Source organism: Shewanella sp. FeAMO, assembly GCF_053653955.1.
The window spans coordinates 2,585,242-2,608,228 of sequence record NZ_CM132201.1 but is presented as its reverse complement, the minus strand read 5'-3'; the positions used below and the strand labels follow the sequence as shown (position 1 = coordinate 2,608,228).

The following is a 22,987-nucleotide window of genomic DNA, read 5'->3' as shown; positions in this document are numbered from 1 at the left end:
GGAAAAGCCTCCGGTTCCGTGAATGCTTTTGAGAGTATAACCTGCAGGGCCTTAGCTGTCGTCCTTGTCCATCAGCGAATAAAGTTTCAATGTGACTATCAACACCAGACCGATAAACAGTGGCAGTACCAAAGGGCCGAGATAGGTTTTGAAGTGAAACAGGGCCCAGGCCGCGAGCAGGGTGCCAATAAGAGTGAACCAGAATTGTTTGTTCATTGTCGTCCAGTTTGAGTTCAGTAAGTGAGAGGCTCAAGGGCATATTAGTGTATAAGGCTAATGCGCTGATAACAGGGCTGCCATCACAAAAGCGTGATCTGGGTCGGCTTAAGAGTGCAAGCCGCATTATAGAGAGCGCTTTTTGGGTTAAATAGCGCCGAAATCGTGAACCAATAGCGACTGTTGGCGAGAAAAGGCTTGCCCGGGCCGGGACAAGTGGGTAATTTCTATTGCCTTATTCGCCCCGCAGCGGATCTTTGTCGATCTCGCCATACAGGGGAAGGACATTCTTGCCGGGAAACACAGGGAGCGAGTGGATTGCCGGAACATACAGTGACAGGAGGATACCTTGCTGGATAAGCTGGGTGGAATTGCCATAGCGCCGGATGCATTGCACTGGTTGCTGACCCCAAGTAACTTCAAACAGACCTTGATTGAGCGGATCCGTTGCGCCAAAGAGGCTATCTATATTGCGGCACTCTATCTGGAAGACGATGAGGCCGGACGCGAAATACTTGCCGAACTGCTGGCGGCCAAGGCAGCCAGACCCGAACTCGAAATCAAGGTGTTGGTGGATTTTCACCGTGCCCGTCGCGGCCTTATCGGCCACAAGGGTGATGGCGGCAACAACTTGATGTACCGTCAGGTGATGGCGCAAGCACAGCAGCGTTTCAACATTTATGGTGTGCCGGTGAAATCCCGCGAGTTTATGGGAGTACTGCACCTCAAGGGCTTTATTGTCGATGATGCCGTGATATACAGCGGCGCCAGCCTCAATAACATTTACCTGCAGCAGAAAGATAGATACCGTTTCGATCGCTACCATGTGCTGGAGTCGGCCGAGCTGGCTGCCAGCATGCGAGAGATGATTGACAGTGCCATTTTGAGCGACAAAGCGGTCAGTTGCCTGAGCTGTCCGGAAGAAGAGGAAGTACTGCCGGAAAAAATTGATGTCAGAAGCTTTAAACAGCGACTGTCGGCGGCAAGCTATCAATTCAAGGGCGTTGAAGAGGGATTGCGGGTCACGCCGCTTTTGGGCCTCGGACGCAAGCGCAATCCGCTCAACAAGGCGGTACTCGCCATGGTGGAGGAGTCCAAGGAATCGCTTTTTATTTGCACTCCCTATTTTAACCCGCCCTATGCTTTGGTGCGGGCGCTGGTTAAACACCTGCGCAACGGAAAGCGTCTGGATATTCTGGTGGGTGACAAGACGGCCAATGACTTTTATATCCCACCGGAGCAGGATTTTTCCACCATAGGTGCCTTGCCGTATCTCTATGAGCAGTCGCTGCGCAAGTTTGTCAAACGCCAGCAGTGGGCGGTGGATCAGGGGCGACTCAATATCCATCTGTGGAAGCATGACAACAACAGTTATCACCTTAAAGGGGTGAGCATGGATGGTCGCAAACACCTGCTCACCGGCAGCAATCTCAATCCGCGGGCCTGGGCCCTGGATCTGGAAAATGGTTTGCTGCTGCATGATGACAAACAAGTGCTGGCCGAGTCTTTTGTCAAAGAGCAACAACATCTGCTGTTGCACAGCCAGCGTTTGTATCATTACAGCCAGATAGATACCTTGCAGAGTTACCCCAAGCCGGTAAAGAAAATCATGAACCGCATTCGCAGGCTCAAGGCCGACTTTCTGCTGCGGCGTATTCTCTGATAGCGCTTTCCCCAAGCGCTTGGCCGAATGAGAGCATGATTGCAGAACTTCATTCAGTTATGGTTTAACCTTGGCTTATTCAGTCAAGGTTAAATCCAGCCAAGGTTAAACACAGCCAGAATGAGTGATATCGTCCGCTTATCCCGCATCAATTTCCGTCATCTTCTGGTGCTTAGGCAACTGCTGGAAGAGCAAAGCGTCACCCAGGCGGCCACGCGTCTGTGTTTGAGCCCTTCGGCGGTCAGCAAAATACTCTCCCAGCTCAGGGATTGCCTCGACGATGAGCTCTTCTACCGCCAGGGTAACCAGCTGTTGCCGACAGCAAAGGCCAAACGACTCGGGCCGGTTATCAGCGCCATGCTCAGAGAGATGGACAACCTGTTTACCGAAGAGGGCTTTCGCCCGGAAGGATTTCAAGGGCGGATGAATTTGGCGCTGAGGGAAAGCAGCTTCGAACTGCTTGCGAGCGCTATCGCCAGCGTGCAGCAGCAGGCGCCGGGAATGACACTGGCGGTGCATGCCAAAGAGAGCACGGGGTTTCAATCCCTGTGTGAAGGACGGGTGGACTTGCTGGTTCTGCCTCACGATTTGGGACAGCCGCCAACAGGCCGCAATGAACTGATTTGGGAGCGCTTGGCAGAGGACGAGATGTGTTGCCTGATGCGAGCCGAGCACCCGCTGGCAGCAAAAGAGCTGACGCTGGATGCCTATCTGAGCTTCGCCCATGTGGGCATTTTGGATGCCGATCTGCAGCAACCCTTTTTCGAGCAGTCATTGGCACAATTGAGCCGCAGGCGGAATCTGGCGATGGAAGTCGCCGACTTCGGCGCTGCCGCCAGTATCTGTCGTCACTCGGACTTGCTGTTTACCTGCTCGGCGCTGTGGGCTTCAATGGCGGCGCAGGCAAGCGGCATGGTGGTTAAGCCATTGCCCTTTGCCTATGGCAAGGTGGGCTATAGCATGGTGCATCATCAAAGTGGCAGCCGGGATCCGGCGCTGCAATGGCTAAAAGCGACCCTGCTCAGTGGCTTTAAGCAGTCCATCAGCCAAGGTTAACCGGTGGCAGACTGATATTGGCTATGCCGGCACGGCTGAGCGCCTTGGCCAGATCATTAATCTGCTGTTGGCTTGCCTTGGGCCAGCGCAAGGCCTCGCCTTTGACACCATGATGATTGTAACCGTTTAGGCGTAGCCGCATCGGCTCACCCTTCAGCGCTTGCCGGCGTTGCAAGTCCAGCAAAAACGACGCCAGGGCGTCAAAGTGCTGCCAATAATCACTCTTTCCGGGTACTTCCAGTAGCCTGACTTCCGCCAGTTTCCCTGCTTCGGCCAGCAGTTGCAGGCTCTGCTTGACCTTGATGTTGCCACGGCCTGTCAGTCGTCGGTGAGCCGGCTCATCCCAGGCTTTCAGGTCAACCATGGCGCCATCAAGCCAAGGGAGCAGACGTTGCCAACCACTTGCTCCCAGGCTGCCATTGGTATCCAAAAGGCAAGTCAGGTGTTTGAGCTCTGTGCTTTGTTTAATGGCCTTGAACAGGGTACTGACGAACTTCAGCTGCAAGCTGGCTTCTCCGCCACTCAAGGTGATACCGCGGATAAAGGCTTGCTGCCTTTTAATCAGCGCCAACGCTTTTCCGACTGACAGGCGTTGGGTCTTGGGCTGGCTGCTCGAAGGGCAAACATCGAGACAGGTGTCGCAGCCGATGCAGCTTGTACTATCCCAGGCAAGCCTGAGAGACGCCTTGCTATTGGGAGCTGCTTGAGTGTCAGCCGCAGTTGATTTAAGGCTCAAGGCGCCTGCCGGGCAGTGCGCAATACACTCTCGGCAGGCGTCACACAGAGTGATGGTTTCCGGATTATGGCAACCCGGGCAGCGAAAATTGCAACCCTGAAGGAAAAACACCATGCGATTGCCCGGGCCATCTACGGTCGAGAAGGGCAGCACCCTGGCGACTTCGGCACTGGCAACCTCGGAGCCCATAGCCAATGCTGAAGCATAGGTATCGCCGCTACTTAACTCACGGCTATGCGACTCACACCCATTCAGCTTATAGCGATTAAGCTCAGAATGATTGAACGGGCTATCAAACACTCCGGGAGCTTCACTCTTCATAGCTTACGCCCTTACACCGGGGACTTGCCGGCGGCATGGAACTCGGCGCTCACTACCCGCGGTGCCCTTTGGGTCACGGCCGTGGTTTCACTGGCCTCTGTGCCCAGGAAGGTGGTGTTGGTACGTGAGCCTTGTTGCCGGTAACTGGCGATCTGCGACTTTTTCACCATATAACCCGTGATGCGCACCAGATCGGTATCGGCGGTATTGGCGGTAAATTCACGAAAGCCGGCATCCAGCGCGCCGATACACAGCTCAAGCAGAGCTTCAGGATTGGCCTTGATGGTTTCATCCAGAGTCAGGATCTCGCTGATCCCGGAAGGATAGAAAGCGTGTTGCGGCGCCAGCGCCAACACATGAGTGACAGGATCCGGCTCGTGGCCGTAGGCGATTCTGACGCCCGGAGTGGTGCCTTTGTCGATGGAAAGCCCCCCCTGGGCATGAAGTAAGGCGCGGCCATTAAAGCCGAAACTGACTTGGGTCGTGGTCACTCTATCACTGAGCGCGCGGCTAATGGCTAAACCGAGCGCATTGGCCTGCTCACTGTGACCATATTCGCCACTCATACCTGCCAACTGCTGCAGATGATTGACGGCTTCGGCCATGGCATAAACGCCGAACATGGGCGCAAAGCGGGATTCGTCAATGAGGCCTTCTTTTACCAGGAAAGAGTCGAAGAAATGGGACCGGCGGTGTAAAAACTCACAGCGTAGCTCAATCAGTTCATACATAAGGTTGCAGTAATGGGGCAGGGTGCGCTCGAGCATTTCCTCCAGGGTAGCGGCTTCTTCGGCGACGGCTTTGAGGTTAAGTCTGACCAGCGTATTGGCGCCGCCTCGGGTGGGGAGCGCGTTATAACAGCTGACAATGCCGAACGTTTGATTTGGCGCCTCACCGGGAGCACAGGCAAAGGTCTGGGCATGTATCGGCCAGTTGCCGATGTGAGGTTTACTGCAGGCAATGATATTGTCTGTTGCCAGTCGCAGCAGCGCTTTGGGGGTGCGCTTGGGGTCATACATAAAGGTTAGATTGGGGGCCACCTGCTTGAGCTCGGCATCAATGCGCAAAATAGTGCGGCAGACACGGTTGTCCTCTGGGCCTATGTTGGCATGCATAAAGGCGTCCGGCAGGGTGCGATCCAACTGGATCCAGAAGCGTTTCAGTTTCTGATACAAGGCGTCATCACTGACGTTCTGGCAGTAAGGCAACAATAAACTATCGAGATAGCCAAGAAACACCGGGATATTGGTGACTGATGGCACATGGTGATACAGCACCATCAGCTTCATCAGGGCATCATCCAGATCTTCGGCCGGTGTCAACTCCAGATACTCGGAGCCTTGCTCGAGAAAACGTTGGTAATCGGGCAAAACATATCTGGGTTTGAACGGGGCATGACCCTCAAACATATCGCAGATAATGCCTTTATCCATGGCTTGGGTCAGTGCTTCACTGCGAGGCAGATAGGGGATACTGGCATCGGCGGCACCGGCCAGCGCCAGGGTCTTTTGCTTGGGGTCAAGCAGGGGATCGGTAATAAGACTGAGAAATTGATTGTCCATAGTGAGACTCCGCTAAAGGCAAGGCGCTAACCGGCGCAATGGCCGAATTGGCTTTCAAACACAATAATTGAAACGGCTTTTAACCTGAGTCTAAGTAGGGGCTTTATTTTCCGGAAGTGAAATGTGCTTGATGATGTTTGTCGAAAATGGAAATCCGCTGCTTTGTATCAAGTATTGCATGGGCAATGGAGAAGTTGGGAGATATCGAGTGAAAGCAGACGGATAAAAACGGGCTATGGTCGCTTGAGAAAGACCTAGGCCTTGGCAAGACAGCGTAACTGGCATAAAAAACGCCTGCACTTGGCAGGCGTTTGGCTTTGAACTCGGATTACTTGGCTGTCATCAAGGCAACGGCGTTGTCCAGCATACGGTTGCTGAAACCCCATTCGTTGTCGTACCAGGCCATGACTTTCACCAGACGTCCCTTGACGCGAGTCTGGGTGGCGTCGAAGTTGGACGAGAAGGCGTTGTGGTTGAAGTCGATGGAAACCAGAGGCTCCTTGTTTACCGCCAGCACTTCGTTCATGGGGGAAGTCTTGGCTGCCGCTTCTATGATGGCGTTAACTTCTTCCACAGTGGTGTCGCGGGAAGCGATAAAGGACAGGTCAACCAGAGACACGTTGACAGTCGGAACCCGAACCGCCAGGCCGTCGAATTTGCCCTGAAGCTCAGGTACAACCAAACCAACAGCCGCCGCGGCACCTGTTTTGGTTGGGATCATCGACAGAGCTGCCGCGCGGGCACGACGCATATCGCTGTGATACACATCAGACAGACGCTGGTCATTGGTGTAGGCGTGAATGGTGGTCATCAGGCCGGATTCAATGCCGATGGCATCGTTCAATGGCTTGGCCACAGGCGCCAGACAGTTAGTGGTACAGGAAGCATTGGAGATAACAGTCATCTCTTTGGTGATTTCCTGGTTGTTAACCCCGTAAACCACAGTGGCATCCACATTCTTGCCGGGAGCTGAGATGATAACCTTCTTGGCGCCGGCATCCAGGTGTGGTTGTACCGCTTCTTTGGAAGTGAAGATACCGGTACATTCGAAGACTACGTCTACCTGCAGCTCAGCCCATGGCAGCTTGGCAGGATCGCGCTCCTGGAAGGTTGGGATCTTGTCGCCGTTGACATAAATAGCTTCGTCGTCGTGTTCTACTTTGGCGTTGAAGCGGCCGTGAACAGAGTCATACTTGGTCAGGTGAGCGTTGATGGAAGCGTCTCCGAGATCGTTGATGGCAACGATTTGAATTGGATAGTCTTTCTCGCTCTCGTATAGAGCACGCAGAACATTGCGTCCGATACGGCCATAACCGTTAATTGCTACGCGGATAGTCATCTCATATCCCTCTGGTGAATGTAAAAACAGTAATTGGTAGTAAAATTACAAAAATGACGCGGGTCGTCAAGTTAAATCACGCTGTAACTGGCTATTCCGTTAACAAATTAGGTGTTTTTATTACAGCGATCGCGAAACAATGCTTTTATTGTGCGACCGGCAGGCGTAAATTACAAACTGGCAAGTAATTTGCCGCCCGGAGAATACATCATCAGTTTTGTTTGGCCCCTTCGGTGCTTTTCTCGAGCTTGCTGTCGCTATCAATGGGTTTGCTATCAGCGGCTTGCTTTGTTACCGGCTCAGTCTCAGCTTGTTTCCCATCATCTTTCCCCTCATTGCCTTGCAGGCGTTTTGGCCAATCACTCTCAAGGTAATCACCGCCTTTCAGAGCGTCCGCCAGACTACTTGCCTGTTGATCCAAATGAGTACTCAACTGACTATTGTTGCCTATCATGGCTTTCAGTTGAACCTCATCGACCGGGTTGTCGGTCAAAAGCAGATTGGTTCTCGAGAGCAGATAGGCCTGCTCCATATCCTGCAACTGCCTGGAAGCACTTGCCAGCCCCAACAACCAATCGGGGTCGAAGTTCTCTTTGGTGCTCTTTGCCAACACCTTAAGATAGAGTTGTTTCGCTTTGATGGCATCAAACTTGAGATAATAGCCCGCGAGTCCGGCAAGGATCTCGGGCGAATCTATCTGTTGCTGTTTCTCTGCCTCCAGTAATACCTTGAGTGCTGCATCGTCACCCAAATGTGCCCAGTGATAGAAGGCAATATAGATGTCATTGCTGCCCTTGGTAGAGGCTTGCAGCTCAGACAAGCTTTGCGCGCTCAAACCATAGGCTCTGGCTCTGTCATTGGTGCGTTCAGGATTGAGAATATGCTGTACTCCGGCGGCAAGCCCCACACAGCGATTGTAGTTTTCCAGATTAACGAGCAAGCGATAGACTTGTTCGCCTGAGGGCTCCGGCGTGGTTTTGACCTGATAGCGCTGAATGATCAGGCTAGCCTTTTCCCGTCTGCACCAGCTGTCCTTATGCAAATCGTCACAAAGTTCAGGATTATTCTTACAAATAGTGGCGGGGTTACCGCCATTATCACAGCCACTAACCCCGGCTAAAAGGACAAATGATGTAATTATTACTAGATTACGCGCCAAAATACGCTCCAATTGACTAAATCTGTAATTTAATTAGAGATTTAGCGAAAATCTCCTACTAGCCTGACGCAGCAGTTTTCATTACAATAGCGCCGACCAAAAGGGGCAGGTTTAGCTGTCATAAATATGATTATTGGTCTTTTCTTTTTGTTACTCAAACCTTTCCCGACAATAAAGTGGAAAAGTGAGATAAAGGATCTGTAAATGAGCGCTGATAAACACCTACAAAGTTGGCAAGAACGCTTCGAACTGGCGGAGGCTATGCAGCCCCTGTTGGGCAAGTTGTATCGCAATCAGGGCGTAGAAGTGGTGGTTTATGGTAAACCCCTGCTGATCGCCTCCACCATCGATATTATCAAGGCCCATCGTCTGGTTCGTCGCCATGTGGGCGATAAGCTGCGCCTGCGTGAGAGCTTCCCCTTCGTAGAAGCCCTGAGCAAACTGGATGTCAAACAGTGCAAAGTGGATATAGGTAAACTGGCGGTTAAGTACTGGCGTAACCACACCGACGGCAGCGAAATCGAAGCTTATATGAGCCGCGAGCTGGCCAGTGCCATTGAAAGCAAAGATGAAGTTGAGCCACGTAACGTTGTTCTCTACGGTTTTGGCCGCATCGGTCGTCTGCTGGCCCGTTTGTTGATTGAAAAAACCGGCCGCAGCAACAAGCTGCGCCTGCGCGCTATCGTTCTGCGCGGTGGCCGTAAGGGCGATCTGGAAAAGCGTGCCAGCCTGCTGCGCCGTGATTCAGTACACGGACCTTTCAACGGCTCTGTCGAGGTGGATGAAGAGAACAACGCCATCATCGCCAACGGTACTTATATTCAGGTGATTTACGCCAACTCACCCGATGAAGTGGATTACACCAAGTACGGTATTACCGATGCCCTGGTGGTCGACAACACAGGCATCTGGAAAGATGAAGACGGTTTGGGTCTGCACCTCAAGAGCCCGGGGGCGTCCAAGGTTCTGCTGACTGCCCCTGCCAAGGGCAGCATCAAGAACATAGTCTATGGTGTTAACGACAGCGATATTCTGCCGGAAGATGTTATTGTTTCTGCCGCCAGCTGTACCACCAACGCCATTACGCCTGTACTGAAGGCCGTTAATGACAAGTACGGTATCGAAAATGGTCACGTGGAAACTATCCACTCTTATACCAATGACCAGAACCTGATCGACAACTACCACAAAGCAGACCGTCGCGGTCGCAGTGCACCGCTGAACATGGTGATCACTGAAACCGGCGCCGCCAAAGCGGTTGCCAAGGCGTTGCCGGTACTTTCCGGTAAGCTGACAGGTAATGCGATTCGGGTGCCAACTCCGAACGTGTCCATGGCCATTATCAGCCTGAACCTGAACGCCGAAACCAGCAAAGAAGATATGAACGCTTATCTGCGTGATATCGCGCTGCACTCTGAGCTGCAGAACCAGGTGGACTTTACCGAGTCTACTGAAATTGCGTCCTGTGACCTGGTGGGCTCACGCTACGCCGGTGTGGTTGATTCTCAAGCCACTATCGCCGACGGCAAGCGCGCCATCCTCTATGTGTGGTACGACAACGAATTCGGTTACAGCTGTCAGGTGGTTGGCGTAATGCAGAAGATGCTGGGGCTTAACTACCTGTCTCTGCCTCTGTCTGAAGAGTAATTTCGACTCTTGCTATCAAGGCCCGGTCTGAGTACCGGGCCTTGTTGTATTCAAGCATTGTGTAGCTAAGGAAGGTGCGAACAAGTCCCATGCGTGCTCTGCGTCGGCTTACGGGCCTGGATGCAAGGCGTGGTTCGCAGCAAATGGCCTTAGTCCTTTGTAAGATTCCCTAAGCCTCAATACGCTCATTTTACTGGAATCCTTATCAAATATTTTGATAAGGGCCTTGATAAGGGTGTTTTACAACGGCTTTTGTGATGGTATTCGGTGGGAGAGGGCGCTGACAAGCTACTGAATCGGATTGTATTTTAATCATGATAATGAAAATTTGACCCGCTTTGAGCAAATTGCCAGCATCCGAGTGATTTTGGCATAAAAATGCCAATTTGCCGATTGACTCCCTGCCTCAAATCGGTAGAATGCCAATCCGCAGTCAGGGGATAACACTCTGGCTTCCGCTTCAATAGCGGAACAGGTATGCTACACTAGCTCAGTTGATAAAACAGAAGGTTGGTACCTTTGTTGATTGTCAACTCGGAAGATGAAGCAAACAAGTGATGCGACATTAGCTCAGTTGGTAGAGCGGTACCTTGCCAAGGTACAGGTCATCGGTTCGAACCCGATATGTCGCTCCAATCCCAGCCTTATGGCTCGGGGCGCGATGGCAGAATGGCTATGCTGCGGATTGCAAATCCGTCGATCTCGGTTCGACTCCGGGTCGCGCCTCCACTATTTCAGTGACAATGGGTAATATCTCCTTGTTACACAGTTTGCCCGAGTGGTGGAATCGGTAGACACAAGGGATTTAAAATCCCTCGCTGGTAACAGCGTGACGGTTCAAGTCCGTCCTCGGGTACCATTCTAAATGGTGCAAAAAAGGCTCCCACGAGGAGCCTTTTTTGTGTCCCAACCCAGATGCTTTCTCTTGCTATATTTCCATAGCATTGCCATTCTGCCGTTTGCTATTTATCTCTGAGTCGTTCCAAAAACGATATAGCCAATGATTTCAAGCATGATGGGACATTTACGTTCCTCGGGTATACACTCGTTTTGTTTGAAATCGATTGGGAGCCAAGAGTTTTGCTGACAAGCCGCCACTATTTGCGCGAAGGACCGGATTATCGTTTCGACGAGCAGGTCAGTTTTCTCGATATCAAGCAACAGTTCGGCTTTGCCAATGTGCGGGTAGGCAAGTGGGTCAGCGCTGAAGAATCACGGCTGGCTGCCAATCTGATATTTGATTCTCTGGCGGACCTGGCTTTTATACTCAAGTTGCCGCCGGACGCCATTGGACTTAGACAAACCCTGAATCTGGACTTTGGTCTCGGCGGTCAGAAAGGTGTCCAGGCGCACTACGCCCCCCATGAAAGGATATTGGCGCTGGCGAAAAATGCCGGTGCCGGCGCCTTGGCCCATGAGTTTTGGCACGCCTTTGATCACTATATTGCCAAAGCAGCCTTTGGCATTCATTCAAGTGTCGACCAGCTAGCCTGCTGCAACGATTCCGGTTTGGCGTATAGTGTTGGCACTGCTATTGGTTTTGGCAGTGACCTCTATCTTAAAGATGTTGAGCTTAGACCCCATCCACTCAACCGTCATTTGGCATTCCTTTATCAAACCGTGCTTATAAGCCCGGATGGCCTTGAGCCGAGTGACTATGTGCGCCGGGCCATTGCCTTGGATAAACATTATGGCAGGTGCTATTTTTCGCTCCCTACGGAGTTGATGGCCCGGGCCTTTGAAGCCGCTATCGAGTCTTTTACCGATATACGGAACCAATATCTGGTGTCGGGTACGACTTTCTCACATCTCAATGATTCAGGGGCCTATCCTGATGAGGCTCATAGAAAAGCGATTCTCAACGCACTGACAAATTACTTTGGCATGCTCGGTGAAGCGCTTATCCGCCAGAGTCATCGTGAAAGTAACAAGAAGCCAAACGGAAGTTAACTGGCTTATGATAAGCTCGATCGTGCGTCATTTAGCTAATGAGTGACGACAACCTAAGCCCGAAATTCTCAAGTAAAAGGAGATTAACCCTATGCCACAACTATTGATAACCGGTGCCAACCGCGGCATAGGATTGGCGTTGACCCAAGTCTATCTTGCCGCCGGTTGGGACGTATTGGCCTGTTGTCGCGATCCGGAAACGGCCGACGAACTGCTGGATCTGGTCAACGAATTTCAGGGGCTGGAGGTGTTTGCTCTGGATGTGACCGACTATGAGGCGGTGGCTGATCTGGCTGCAGAGCTTGAGGGACGGGGCCTGGATCTGCTGCTCAACAATGCAGGCTATTATGGCCCCAAAGGCTTGCAGTTAGGACAATTGCCTGTGGATGAATGGCGCACAGTGTTTGAAGTAAACAGCATAGCGCCTTGTAAGCTTGCTGAAGCTTTCCTGCCTCATCTTATCCAAGCAAAAGGCATCATAGCCAATATCTCATCCAAGGTCGGTAGTATGGCCGACAACCAGAGTGGTGGTGGTTATCTGTATCGTTCATCCAAGGCCGCGCTCAACTCGATCACCAAGAGTCTTGCCTTAGATTTGGCCGATGTCGGTGTCAAAGCGGTAGCCTTGCATCCCGGTTGGGTGCAAACCAGCATGGGCGGCCCCAATGCGCTTATTGATGTAGATACCTCGGCGGCCGGTATGAAACAACTGCTGGATAAACTCAGCCAGGCACAAAGTGGCGGATTTTATGATTACTGCGGCAACAGTATACCCTGGTAACCAGATCCTTTTTATCTATGGCGCTTATTTTGCGCTTGGCCGGTAATTTGCTGAAAGGCAAGAGGAAAAAGGGCGAGAAGCTAAGCCTGAGTTTAAAATCATACTTTGGGTTGATAGCTTGCAATTCATCCGGCCCAAAAGTGTTAGTGCTGGGTGGGTTGCTGGTCAAGCAATAGAATAAAATAATTGATTTTATTAGTATAACTGGTTCATTTGTCGATACGGGCCCCCGTTTTGTATCGGTTATACTCTTGGCGGATCTTTCTGCTACTTTAGGTGGGGTAATGTAACGTTGTTGTTACATTTGCAATATCGGTTTCCGGCACAGTGCAACGCTGCAATTTAGATGCTGCTTAAAAAATGTCCTAGGTTAAAACGGCCCTCGAGGCAAAATCATAATAACCAAGGAAATCATTATGCAAAGGAAACATTTCATTGCGATTGCAGTTGCTGCAGCCCTGAGCAGCCCGCTCGTTCTGGCACAGGACTATCAAGCCCAGTTACATGCGGTCAATCCTGCCAAAGCCATCAAAGATCAGTACATAGTGGTGTTCAATACCCCGGCGGTTATCAACCTTAATGACCCGAATGGTGTCAGCGCCTACGCCAGCAGTATGGGCGCAAGGCTCGCCAACGAACACGGCATTGAAGTCAGACAAAACTTTGGCAACAGCCTCAACGGGGTATTGGTCAAGGCCAATGCGGCTCAGATCCAGAGTCTGCTTAAAGATCCCAACATCAAATATGTTGAGCAGGATCAAAGGGTGTCTATTGAACCCATGGTGGAAGCCGCCGGCGATCAAGGCGGAGCTACCTGGGGGCTTGACCGGATAGATCAGCGGGATCTGCCGCTCAACAGTAACTACCATTACGACTATGACGGCTCCGGCGTCACCGCCTTTGTCATAGACACAGGTGTACGTAACACTCACAATGAGTTTGGCGGCCGTGCCAGCAGTGGCTATGACTTTATCGATAACGATAACGACAGCAGTGACTGTAACGGTCATGGTACCCATGTTGCCGGGACTATAGGCGGCAGCACTTACGGAGTTGCCAAGAATGTCAATATTGTTGGGGTCAGGGTACTTAACTGCTCGGGCTCAGGTACCAACTCCGGAGTGATTTCCGGGATCAACTGGGTGAAAAACAACGCCCAAGGGCCTTCGGTTGCCAACATGAGTTTGGGCGGCGGCGCCTCCCAGGCGCTGGATGATGCGGTAAATGCGGCCGTAGCGGCCGGGATAAGCTTTGTTGTGGCAGCAGGCAATGACAACAGTAATGCCTGTAACTATTCACCGGCGCGGGCCGCCAATGCGGTGACTGTGGGGTCTACCACCAGCACCGACAGTCGCTCAAGCTTCTCCAACTACGGAACCTGTCTGGACATCTATGCTCCGGGTTCGTCAATCACCTCTGCCTGGTACAACTCCAACAGCGCAACTAATACCATTAGTGGTACTTCCATGGCATCCCCCCATGTTGCCGGGGTGGCGGCACTTTATCTGGCGGAAAACCCAGCCTTGAGCCCGACTCAGCTGACTAACTTGCTGGTAAGCCGCGCCTCATCCGGCAAAGTGGGCGATGCCAAGACAGGTTCACCCAACAAGCTGCTCTATTCTCTGGCCGGCGATGACGGCGGTTGTGGCAATGATTGTCCATCGGATGATACTCCATTGGATAACGGCGTGGGGATCAGTGTCAGCGGTGTCCAGGGTTCATCCAACTATTTCTATATCGATGTCCCTGCGGGCGCTGCCGACTTGAACATAGATCTGGCTGGCGGCAGTGGTGATGCCGATCTCTATGTCAGCCAAGGTAGCAAACCCACGTTAAACAGCTACCAATGCCGCCCCTACAAGAGTGGCAACAATGAGAGCTGCAGCTTCAGCTCGCCGGCAGAAGGACGCTGGTACGTGATGCTGCAGGGTTACAGTGCCTACAGCGGCGCCACATTAACGGCAACACACAGCGCCGGCGGTGGTTGTGGCAGCGATTGTCTGGAAAATGGCGTGCCGAAGAGCAACTTGAGTGGCAGTGCGGGTTCAGAGCAGCATTTCACTGTCCAGGTTCCGGCGGGTGTTAGCCTGAATATTGCTACCAGCGGCGGCAGTGGTGACGCCGATCTCTATGTTCGCGCCGGGGCTGCACCTTCTACGTCTGTGTATGATTGCCGTCCGTACAAGAATGGCAACAGTGAAAGCTGCAGCTTTCAAGTCACCCAGGCGGCGACCTATCATGTGATGATCCGCGGATACTCCGCCTTCTCGGGCATGCAACTCTTGGCAAGCTTCTGACTATAAAAGGATAAAAAGCCGCCTTCAGGCGGCTTTTTTACTGACGCTATGGTACTCATTCACATATAGAGAACATCCACTTAAAAGATCATCCACTTCAGAGACTGGATTTGCATACCAGGATTAATCGCTCGGCAGTGAAGAAGGCCTCCCCAGAGTTCGCGGAAATGCAGCCGAGACACAGGGAATAACCTCAAAACGATAGCCATAAAGCTCGCCGGCGTCGGGCAAGATCTGCAACAGCTCGTAATCATTGAGTTCAACGCCGGTCGCATTGGCAGACATCTGGCAACGACTGCGGCCATCGGCTTCCATGCCAAAAGCGAAGTCGGCCACAAGCTGCCTGACTTTGTGCCTGTAGGCGGCGGTGAAACGGGCGTATACCAAAGCATCATCTTCCGCTTTTGTTGCGTTATTTTCCGTTTCTTGCGCTTGTGATTTCTGTCCTGCTGGATCCTGGCGTTCAGTATTCAGCTTGTTTGTCTCTTGCTCAGCGCTTAAGACATCTTTTCCTTGGGCGGTGTCCGGGACATGCAAAGGGGGGAGGTTTGCATTTGCTTTATCCTCGTTTGGCTTAAACTGACCATTAAAGGAGAAGCTGACGCCCTTGTCATCGACTCTGAAGCGGCTCTCCATGAAACGCTCCATATCGACCAGCAGCATCAGATGATGCAGGATTAAAAACGATAACATGAGCCTGAGAAAGGTTGTGCTCACAGGATAGGCGTACTTGGGCTGCCACTTGAAGCCGATAAGCCCCACCAGCTTGAGCAGCAGCAGTCCTACCAGGTAGATGGGCAGTAACATCTGCAGCAGCAACAGGGCAATACTGCTGGTGATCACCATCCAAACCGGAAGCTCCAGTAACAGGGCGAAGTTATGGGTATAGTTGAAATGCGCTGCCGAGACGCCGGTGACTTCATTGACTATGGCACCGCTACTGGCCAGCGAAAAGTTGGCTATGGTGGCATAAAACAGCAAAATGACCGCCTTGCCTGCCAAAGAGTGCCACAGTTTGTTGAATAACGGCCAGAACTCAATAACCAACGCGCTGACTGTGAGCAGGGTTGTCAACGAAGGGTGTTGTTCATAAAACGGCAGACTGAATAGCGCCAACAGGTAGAGCTTTTGGGCCGTGCTCAGCTTGGCGAGCCGTTGACTTATACCTGTGCGAAACCTCTGAAGAGAGGTTGAGATCTTATGATACGGCTGCAGGATTGCCTGCCGGATGAGTTCGGCTGTTCCCATTGAAACCCGATGAATTATTGATTTGAAATATGGGCTTATTGTCACCAAAAGATAACCTGCTGGCAACATGCTTATCCATTGATATACAAGGGCTGAGTCGGTAAATAGTGGCAGAAGACAATAGGGGAGCAAGCTGCCAGAGCCTGCGGCATCACAATGGATTATGCTCCAGGTGCAGTTCCGCTACAGGAGTCGCGTAGCTTTTGCCACCAATTCACGTGGCGTTTGAGTTCCTTGTCGAGCCGGATATTTAAGCTGTCTTTGTTAGCGGTTTCGGCAAAGAAGTACGCGACACGACTCTCCACCGCGGTTCCCTGATAGAGTTGCTGCAGCAAATCGCCCAAACGGCGTTGAATGTGGCGACTCTGGCTAAGTTGCCGTTGTATTTGCCCGATGAAGTTTTTTACCAATATTCGCTGCAATATCTCCTGACGCTGATTGTTATGGCCTGGGCGGCACAGCAGGCCATCGAGCCGAGGCTCCAACCAATCGTTGAGGCTCGAAAGCCAGAGCAGGCTGACCGCCTGACTGCGCATATTGCGGGCAATAATCCGACTGCGCGCCAATTCAGCCAGTGCCGCATCCAGAGTCTGGGTGTCCAGTGCTTGCCAGGAAAGTTGCCCGACTTGTGCTTTCACTATGTCCGTTTTGAGTTTCACCAGGGCGGCCAGTGCTAATTCTGTTTCGATTAGACCGGCAAGCGGGGATTCGCTGGACAGAGACTCAGTGTCGATAAACAACAGTTTGTCCAGTGCCCTGTCTTGCAGAAGCATCCAATCGAACCAGTCCAGTGCATCTTGTTGCTTTTGCAATAGGGCTTCTGTCAGCAACTGTTTAGTCTGACTTTCTAGCCTGGCGTCTATAAGACAAATCGGCGCGGCTTGAATAAAGGCAAGCTGATACTTAAGCTGCTCGCTGGGCTCTGCGACTCTGCCAAGGCTGGAGTTATGTGCGGCAATTAACTCTCCGAGCCTGCAATGCATTAAGCCAAAGCTTTCCAGCAGTGGCAGTCTGGCTTCCAAAGCTTCAGGTCTATTTGCTGCATTCAGGTTTTGGTCGACTTCAGGTCGATAGTCCGGAGCGATAAAGTTTTGTGCTGTGACTCTCTCAAGCCTTGCGCTGTAATCTTGCCATAGCGATTCGGTATTATCCCGACATGCTGGCAGGGTGAGCAGTATAAGCACTGCAGCAAGGCTGCGATAGACTGTTGAAGGAAAAGGTGTCATGGCAAGCCTTATTGGGAAAAGGGATTGAGCCGGGCGCAAGTAATGTTCTCATACAGTTACTTGACCATAAGTTTTATAGATTGTGATCCAAGAGGCTAAGCCCTGCCAAGCTGTCGTAACTAATACAACGTAGCGTTACGCAGACTCGTGCAGAATTGTGCTTGCTGCTATCAGTTGTTTTTGAGCGCCGTTTAACCTTGTGTAAAGCGTCGTTGGCTTTTTCACCAAGATCTTTCTGCGCAAATTTGCTACAATGATTGCTCGCTTTTTTATTGACCTTCCCCCGGAAATTTTTTGCCCGGGGATGATCTGCTTACCCAGACACGACTGCATAGCTACCGCCAATCTGCCGCGGCCGGGGAACTTTTCCCTCAGCAAAAGGCTTTTGAGTAAGACGGTACTCTACAGTCTGACCTTCTGTACTTGCTTGCGGCAAGAGGTTAATCAAGAAGGCGAAGCTACTGCCCGGGCTGCCACGGGCAAGGTCGGGCCCGTCAGGACCTTGGATTCATAGTCAGAAGCGACCCATCGGAGGTAAATGCATTATGACAATAGCTGACGTATTGACAGAGAAACACTCACCACTTTATCACACCGAAGACAAGACAGTTGTCTCCCACACCCAGCGGGATGAAGGCGACTGGATCCAACATACTCTGATGCTGGAAAATTGTGATGCGCCTTTTCGCTTCAAACGCCCTAAAAAATACCGTTCATTGAAAGGTTCCCGAGTGTCGGTCGACTATTACCCGCAAACAACCATAGTAGCCGGTTTTGAAATGGAAACCATGAAGGTGGTGCGGATCCGTCGCTGCTGAAAAAAAACTGCTGGAAGTTCTCTACAAATGTTAATATTTGGTGTGTTTCCGGTGGATGTTCTCTGAACCCGGGGCTATAACCCGGGTAGAACCCACCCAAATCATGCCTTGTAAGGATATTCCGGCCACATGAAGCTCGCTGCAACAGCCTACGTTAACTCCTTGCTCCAGCTGTCGTTGACCACCCTCTGCCGACTATTTGTCATTTTGCCCTTGTTCCTGCTGACAACGGGTCAAAGCCAGGCCGCTGAAAATACGCACTCGGATACCGTTCAGCAACCCGCAAGAGAACTGGTTATTGCCAACTCCAATTCCTGGAAACCCTTTTCATATTTGAATGATGCCGGTGAACCGGCCGGGATCCTGGTGGATATCTGGCAGGAATATGCCAAGGCCAATAGGGTCGAAGTCCGCTTTATATTGACAGATTGGCAAGGTTCGCTGGATCTGGTTCGCAGTGGTCAGGCCGATATCCACGCCGGGCTGCTTTGGTCTCAGGACAGGGAACATTACCTGGATTATGCCCAGGGTTTGCTGGGGATCGAGAGTCAACTGTTTTTCAGTCAAGGGTTACTCGGTACCGAGCCGGACGGCTACCTGATCAACGGCGGTGAAGTCGGCGTTGTCCGTGGCGGCTATGAAGAGACGTTTGTGCGTCAGAAATACCCGAAGGCCAGCGTGCTGACTTATGCCTGCAACGATCTGATGTTAAAGGCCGCCTTTGCCGGCAGGTTAAAGGCATTTGTTGCCGATCTGCAGGTCGCCAACTTCTATCTCTATACCTCACGCGAGCCGGCGCGTTTTATTCCAGTCCGCCATCTTTACAGTGCCCAAATTCGTCCGGCTGTCAAAGAGGGGCAGAGCGCCTTGCTGGAAGAGATCCGCCAGGGACTGGCCCGGATCCCAGATTCCGAATACCAAAGGATCCTCAATCGCTGGATGTATGTGGAAACTGTCTATCCACGCTATCTGCTGCAAGGCTTGCTTGGGATACTTCTGCTCGGGATCCTGGTGTATGTGTTTATGCTGCGCCGTACCGTGGCGGCGCGCACAGCCGAGCTTGAGGCTGCCAATACCGAGCTGGCTCACCTGGCGGCTACAGATGGGCTTACCGGTATCGCCAATCGGCGGGCATTTATGGATGCGCTCGAACAAGCCTGTGATGGCCGTGGTTATGACAGTCTGACCTTGTTACTGTTTGATATAGATGATTTTAAGCGGATTAATGACAGTTATGGTCATCATGTGGGTGATGAGGTCATTTGCCAATTGACGCAAATGGTAGTGGCCATCTTGCCGGAGGGAAGCGTATTTGGCCGCATAGGCGGTGAGGAGTTTTGTATTCTGCAGCTGGGCATGACAGAAGCCGAGGCCAAGACCCTGGCCACCCGGCTGCTTTTGTCGGTAGACAGAGAGCCATTTGCCACCAAGGCCGGCAAATTGCCCCTCAGTATCAGCATAGGTGCCGTGTATGCCAAACCCGGTGCCCGGGATGCCCAGTCTGTGCTGGCCGACGCCGACCGCTTGATGTATCAGGTCAAGGCGTCCGGGCGTAACGATCTCCTGTTTAGGCGGATCTGATAGTAATGGCATTCCAGGCTCGTATCCCGAGCCTTAGTTAGTAAACAACTCTCTTTAAGAGTCAGTCAAGTACCATAAGTAGTCTGTACTCATCCAAAGCGTATTGGTCTGTCATGCCGCTGATATAATCCTGCAGCAAACGACACCTGTGGTAAAACTCAGGATACTGATTGGCTTCAATGGCTCTTTTATAGGTGGCCAGGTGCTTGCCAGGCAGCTTATGGAACAACCGGGTTTCGATAAGTGCTGTCTTGGGCAGGCCTTGTACCAGTTTGCTAAACTCATCTTCGCTCAATGCCAGCAGGGAGCGATAGTTATCCAGTAAGCCTGTGATGATCCTGTATCCCTGCAGCTCAAGTTTCTCCACTTCCCGATGGCAAAATACCTGCTTGATAGCAACTTGCTTGAGGGTTTCTGTAATGGCGTGTTCGTAGCCGCCATCTTCAAGCAGCGACTCGTTCAAGTTGCCGTGGTACACAGCTTCAATATTGTCGATAAAGCGCTTGGCGGCGTGATTGACCAAAGGGTGGATCAGTCGAACGCGGAGGAAGGTAAAAAACTGGCTCTGTTGGTTGATTGCCAGGTGGCGGGCGCTGCTGTCTGCCGCCTCAATCGATTTGCTCATAAAGTCTTTGTGTCCGAGAGCGCCTTGCTTGACCGCAATTTGCCGTTGGTACTCGGCTATCAGACTCTGTTTTAGGGTATCCAGCTCTATGATGCCTTTTTCCACTGCGTCTTCAATGTCGGCCAGGCAATATGAGATGTCATCGGCGGCCTCCATGATGTAACTCACCGGGTGGCGACAACCGGGTGCCATCTCCATGGCTTGAGTCAGTTCGGCAACAAACCTGGACTCACTGGCGTAATAACCGACTTTTTTCATCAGATAGCTTTGCTCAGGATTGGCTTTATCTTTCACAAGCGTACCCGGACGGGTGTATTTCAAAATGCCGGCCAGTTGACTGTAGGTGAGATTGAGCCCGAGCAAGGTGTGGATCAAACGAATGCCTTGGGCATTACCTTCGAAATGGGATAAGTCTTGGATCAACTCAGGATACCCGGAATCGAAACCCGAAGGCGCCAGAGAAACAAGGTTGCGCTTGAACCAATCACTGATCGCGGCCTCACCGAAGTGACCAAAGGGTGGATTGCCCACATCGTGCATCAGGCAGCTCATCTCCACCAGGGTTTCCAATTGCCGTTCCAGATATTGCAGCCCCCAGCGTTCGGCACCTGGCCCCAAGAGCTTGAATATCTTCTGCGCAATAAAGCGGCCTACCTGCTGAACTTCCATCGAGTGTGTCAAACGGCTTCGCACCGCGGCATTGCGTTCAAGCGGAAACACCTGGGTCTTTTGCTGCAGACGACGGATGGCGGCCGAGTTAATGATGCGGCCACGATCGCTTTCCAGCGCCAGCTGCAATTTTTCTGGATTATCTACCCGAGTGTCTTCCGGTTTACCAAAGGGGCGCTGCGCAGTAATTTTGCGGCGAAAATCTATCTCAGAATGCATGTCAGACACCGAGAGAACCTCCAACAAGTAGTTGCCTAAGCAAGAAAATGACTTGGAATCCGTATGTTACTCCAATGTGCCACAGTTTATCCCATGGGGCCAATTTGTGACACTCTATGTAAATTTGCGATGAGTACGATAGCGTCTTCAGTCATCGCAGAGTACTATCCTGAAAAATCCTTTCTCAGAGATGTGTTAATGCTCAAGTCCTTAAGTGTGATGTTGCTGCTTATTTTGGCTGCAACGCTCGGTTTTCTGATGTTCCATGGCGATGATGCCATGCCGGACAGGCTCAAAGGGGAGTGGACCACAGGTTGTCTCGGTGACGGTAAACTGGGTAAAGAGTTTGTCATGCGCTTTGAGGAAAACCGCTACCACAGTGTCGCCAATCTTTATGACAACAACCAATGTACAGGGGCGCCGCTGAGCCAAATCAAGGGCAGTGCCTATATCGAGTCCATAGGCGGCAAAGTCACCACTTGTGAAGGCCAGGAAGCGGATGAGGCGATGCTGTATTGGGATGAACTCGGTGATGCCAAAGCTTTTGTCTATTACATCAATGAGCAAGGTGAGCTGTTAACCGGCCGCCCTAACGAAGACAAGAGTGCTAAGGCTCACTGGTGTCTCGATAAGGACGCCAAGTTTCACCGCCGTTGATAGCAGATTTAGGGGGCGAGTATTTGGAAGCGCCCCCAATGATTTGAGCTTCATTGGCTTTACACCATTCTCGATAACAACCCTTTCAGCCATTCGTCAGGCTATGCCGATGTTGGGCAATATCTAGCTCCCATTAACCAATTCATTCACTGCCGCACGGCCAGTGCACCCTAGTGGGCCAAACTTGGGGCTGTACTGTTATATCGGATATATCAGAGGGTTCGGGTCCATTCAACTTAGAGTGACGTTTTCCGCCTCTGCCAGAGTAAAACTCTGGCAGAGGCGGCTATCTTTGCTTAATCGTATGACGATAGCTGTAATAAGTCCGCATGATTCATCATAGGCACCATTACGCCTTTGATATTGACGCGAACCCGGCGTTGGTAGGCGTCTTCAAACTCATGATTATAGAGCTTGGTCTTTCTTACACAGTTACCTTGCCGTATGACGCGGGCACCCTTTTGGTAGTTGGCTATACCACCAGGATTACCTGTTACCCGGCCAACAGCTTTGCGCGCCTGTTTAGGGTTTTCGCCCTCTGTGTCGGTCCACAAATGTAGCATTTCGGAGTTGCGGGCTGATTTATCTTTGCGCACCGCTCTGTTGAAAACCAAATACCGTACCTGAAATAGTTCCATAGAGGCGCAGAGTTTCAGCCATTCATCGGAAAAGCTGTCAGCGATTGCCTTGGTGAGGGGATCTATATCAGCCACTTGAGTGCAGCGATGGGCGATAACATCCAGGTCGACATTGTTGCAAACAACCCCCAAGCGTTCTTGCCAGGCTCGCTCAAAGGTCATTCTGTCTACCAGTGTCATTTTGACCAAAGTGGCCTTGAGTTCGTTGTAGCAGCTATCGGAAAAATCGAGCTTCACTTGCGCCTTAACATCTTCCCATGGCTGCGCACTATCTTTCCAAAGGGAATAATGTTGTTTTTGGAACTTATTCAGTTGCTTGATTTCGATTTCTGTCAGCGGCTCGGGCAGCCAAAGTTGTAAATAATGCTCGTTTAGTTCGTCGTATTGATCGTCCACCAAACAGCGTATTCCCTGTTGCTTTAACAGTTCCAGTACGTGTTGATGGACAGCATTAAACTTCAGATTCATATTGAATTACGTCCTGTGTAATTTGGCCGCACACGCTAGCGAGTTTTTCGATGCAAATCAAGTGGTCATGCCTATTTGAACCTTCTGCAATGCCATGTAACCGGCCTTCCA

At 51.6% G+C, this 22,987-nt stretch carries 18 protein-coding genes and 3 tRNA genes; 12 read left to right on the top strand and 9 right to left on the bottom strand.

What is annotated here, in order from left to right; translation table 11 throughout:
- Nucleotides 1–51: 51 nt before the first annotated feature.
- Entirely contained in the window at nt 52–216 is a 165-nt protein-coding gene (locus ACWAU4_RS11650; RefSeq protein WP_093982798.1) for a hypothetical protein, read from the bottom strand.
- 349 nt (nt 217–565) lie between these two features.
- Here ACWAU4_RS11650 and pssA point away from each other — a divergent pair, with 349 nt between their 5' ends.
- Together pssA and ACWAU4_RS11640 are read left to right on the top strand one after the other, a co-directional pair.
- The gene (gene pssA / locus ACWAU4_RS11645) at nt 566–1,879 is read left to right on the top strand and encodes a CDP-diacylglycerol--serine O-phosphatidyltransferase (protein ID WP_144224234.1); all 1,314 of its coding nucleotides are present in this window, start codon (nt 566–568) and stop codon (nt 1,877–1,879) included.
- A gap of 120 nt (nt 1,880–1,999) precedes the next feature.
- Entirely contained in the window at nt 2,000–2,935 is a 936-nt protein-coding gene (locus tag ACWAU4_RS11640; protein WP_025010311.1) for a LysR family transcriptional regulator, read from the top strand.
- Here the strand turns inward: ACWAU4_RS11640 and ACWAU4_RS11635 are convergent.
- The 4 genes from ACWAU4_RS11635 to ACWAU4_RS11620 all read right to left on the bottom strand — a co-directional run bounded on the left by ACWAU4_RS11635 (nt 2,922) and on the right by ACWAU4_RS11620 (nt 8,052).
- Nucleotides 2,922–3,992: a YjjW family glycine radical enzyme activase gene (locus ACWAU4_RS11635; protein WP_309076557.1), complete on the bottom strand. Its 1,071-nt coding sequence runs from the start codon at nt 3,990–3,992 to the stop codon at nt 2,922–2,924. The genes ACWAU4_RS11640 and ACWAU4_RS11635 overlap by 14 nt on opposite strands.
- 11 nt (nt 3,993–4,003) lie before the next feature.
- Nucleotides 4,004–5,554: a YjjI family glycine radical enzyme gene (locus ACWAU4_RS11630; protein WP_208124752.1), complete on the bottom strand. Its 1,551-nt coding sequence runs from the start codon at nt 5,552–5,554 to the stop codon at nt 4,004–4,006.
- 328 nt (nt 5,555–5,882) lie between these two features.
- Nucleotides 5,883–6,893, bottom strand: a complete 1,011-nt coding sequence (gene gap, locus ACWAU4_RS11625; protein ID WP_044734523.1) for a type I glyceraldehyde-3-phosphate dehydrogenase — start codon at nt 6,891–6,893, stop codon at nt 5,883–5,885.
- Between the two features lie 211 nt (nt 6,894–7,104).
- A complete protein-coding gene (locus tag ACWAU4_RS11620; RefSeq protein ID WP_082050296.1) occupies nt 7,105–8,052 on the bottom strand; it encodes a DUF2989 domain-containing protein in 948 nt (315 codons plus the stop codon).
- Between the two features lie 204 nt (nt 8,053–8,256).
- Here ACWAU4_RS11620 and ACWAU4_RS11615 point away from each other — a divergent pair, with 204 nt between their 5' ends.
- The 7 genes from ACWAU4_RS11615 (at nt 8,257) to ACWAU4_RS11585 (ending at nt 14,727) form a co-directional block, all read left to right on the top strand.
- Nucleotides 8,257–9,699 carry a glyceraldehyde-3-phosphate dehydrogenase gene (locus ACWAU4_RS11615; protein ID WP_454290277.1) on the top strand — a complete coding sequence of 481 codons (1,443 nt, stop codon included), beginning with the start codon at nt 8,257–8,259 and terminating at the stop codon, nt 9,697–9,699.
- Nucleotides 9,700–10,258: 559 nt separating this feature from the next.
- Nucleotides 10,259–10,334, top strand: a tRNA-Gly gene (locus tag ACWAU4_RS11610).
- 20 nt (nt 10,335–10,354) lie between these two features.
- Nucleotides 10,355–10,428 (top strand) — tRNA-Cys (locus ACWAU4_RS11605).
- Between the two features lie 43 nt (nt 10,429–10,471).
- A tRNA-Leu gene (locus ACWAU4_RS11600) sits at nt 10,472–10,558 on the top strand.
- Nucleotides 10,559–10,779: 221 nt separating this feature from the next.
- Nucleotides 10,780–11,649 carry a CLCA_X family protein gene (locus ACWAU4_RS11595; RefSeq protein WP_045282898.1) on the top strand — a complete coding sequence of 290 codons (870 nt, stop codon included), beginning with the start codon at nt 10,780–10,782 and terminating at the stop codon, nt 11,647–11,649.
- Between the two features lie 91 nt (nt 11,650–11,740).
- Nucleotides 11,741–12,430 (top strand): SDR family oxidoreductase, encoded by a 690-nt coding sequence (locus tag ACWAU4_RS11590; RefSeq protein WP_025010442.1) that lies wholly within the window; start codon nt 11,741–11,743, stop codon nt 12,428–12,430.
- Between the two features lie 416 nt (nt 12,431–12,846).
- Nucleotides 12,847–14,727, top strand: a complete 1,881-nt coding sequence (locus ACWAU4_RS11585; RefSeq protein ID WP_025010441.1) for a S8 family peptidase — start codon at nt 12,847–12,849, stop codon at nt 14,725–14,727.
- A gap of 123 nt (nt 14,728–14,850) precedes the next feature.
- Here ACWAU4_RS11585 and ACWAU4_RS11580 read toward each other — a convergent pair whose 3' ends face one another.
- On the bottom strand, nt 14,851–15,975 hold the full coding sequence (locus ACWAU4_RS11580; protein ID WP_037436989.1) for a hypothetical protein: 1,125 nt from the start codon (nt 15,973–15,975) through the stop codon (nt 14,851–14,853).
- Between the two features lie 161 nt (nt 15,976–16,136).
- Nucleotides 16,137–17,201, bottom strand: a complete 1,065-nt coding sequence (locus ACWAU4_RS11575) for a DUF3080 family protein (protein WP_454290276.1) — start codon at nt 17,199–17,201, stop codon at nt 16,137–16,139.
- 545 nt (nt 17,202–17,746) lie between these two features.
- On the opposite strand from ACWAU4_RS11575, the gene ACWAU4_RS11570 reads away from it, so the two are divergent.
- Complete coding sequence (locus ACWAU4_RS11570; RefSeq protein WP_044734518.1) at nt 17,747–18,019, top strand: hypothetical protein; 273 nt, start codon at nt 17,747–17,749, stop codon at nt 18,017–18,019.
- Nucleotides 18,020–18,148: 129 nt separating this feature from the next.
- Nucleotides 18,149–19,600, top strand: coding sequence for a transporter substrate-binding domain-containing diguanylate cyclase (locus ACWAU4_RS11565; protein ID WP_454290275.1), 1,452 nt, complete (start codon nt 18,149–18,151; stop codon nt 19,598–19,600).
- 61 nt (nt 19,601–19,661) lie between these two features.
- Here the strand turns inward: ACWAU4_RS11565 and dgt are convergent, their stop codons facing one another.
- Complete coding sequence (dgt, locus tag ACWAU4_RS11560; RefSeq protein ID WP_096141957.1) at nt 19,662–21,113, bottom strand: dGTPase; 1,452 nt, start codon at nt 21,111–21,113, stop codon at nt 19,662–19,664.
- 198 nt (nt 21,114–21,311) lie between these two features.
- On the opposite strand from dgt, the gene ACWAU4_RS11555 reads away from it, so the two are divergent.
- Nucleotides 21,312–21,770 (top strand): hypothetical protein, encoded by a 459-nt coding sequence (locus tag ACWAU4_RS11555; protein ID WP_028779936.1) that lies wholly within the window; start codon nt 21,312–21,314, stop codon nt 21,768–21,770.
- 296 nt (nt 21,771–22,066) lie between these two features.
- Here the strand turns inward: ACWAU4_RS11555 and ACWAU4_RS11550 are convergent, their stop codons facing one another.
- Entirely contained in the window at nt 22,067–22,807 is a 741-nt protein-coding gene (locus tag ACWAU4_RS11550; protein ID WP_167667751.1) for a hypothetical protein, read from the bottom strand.
- Nucleotides 22,808–22,987: the final 180 nt, after the last annotated feature.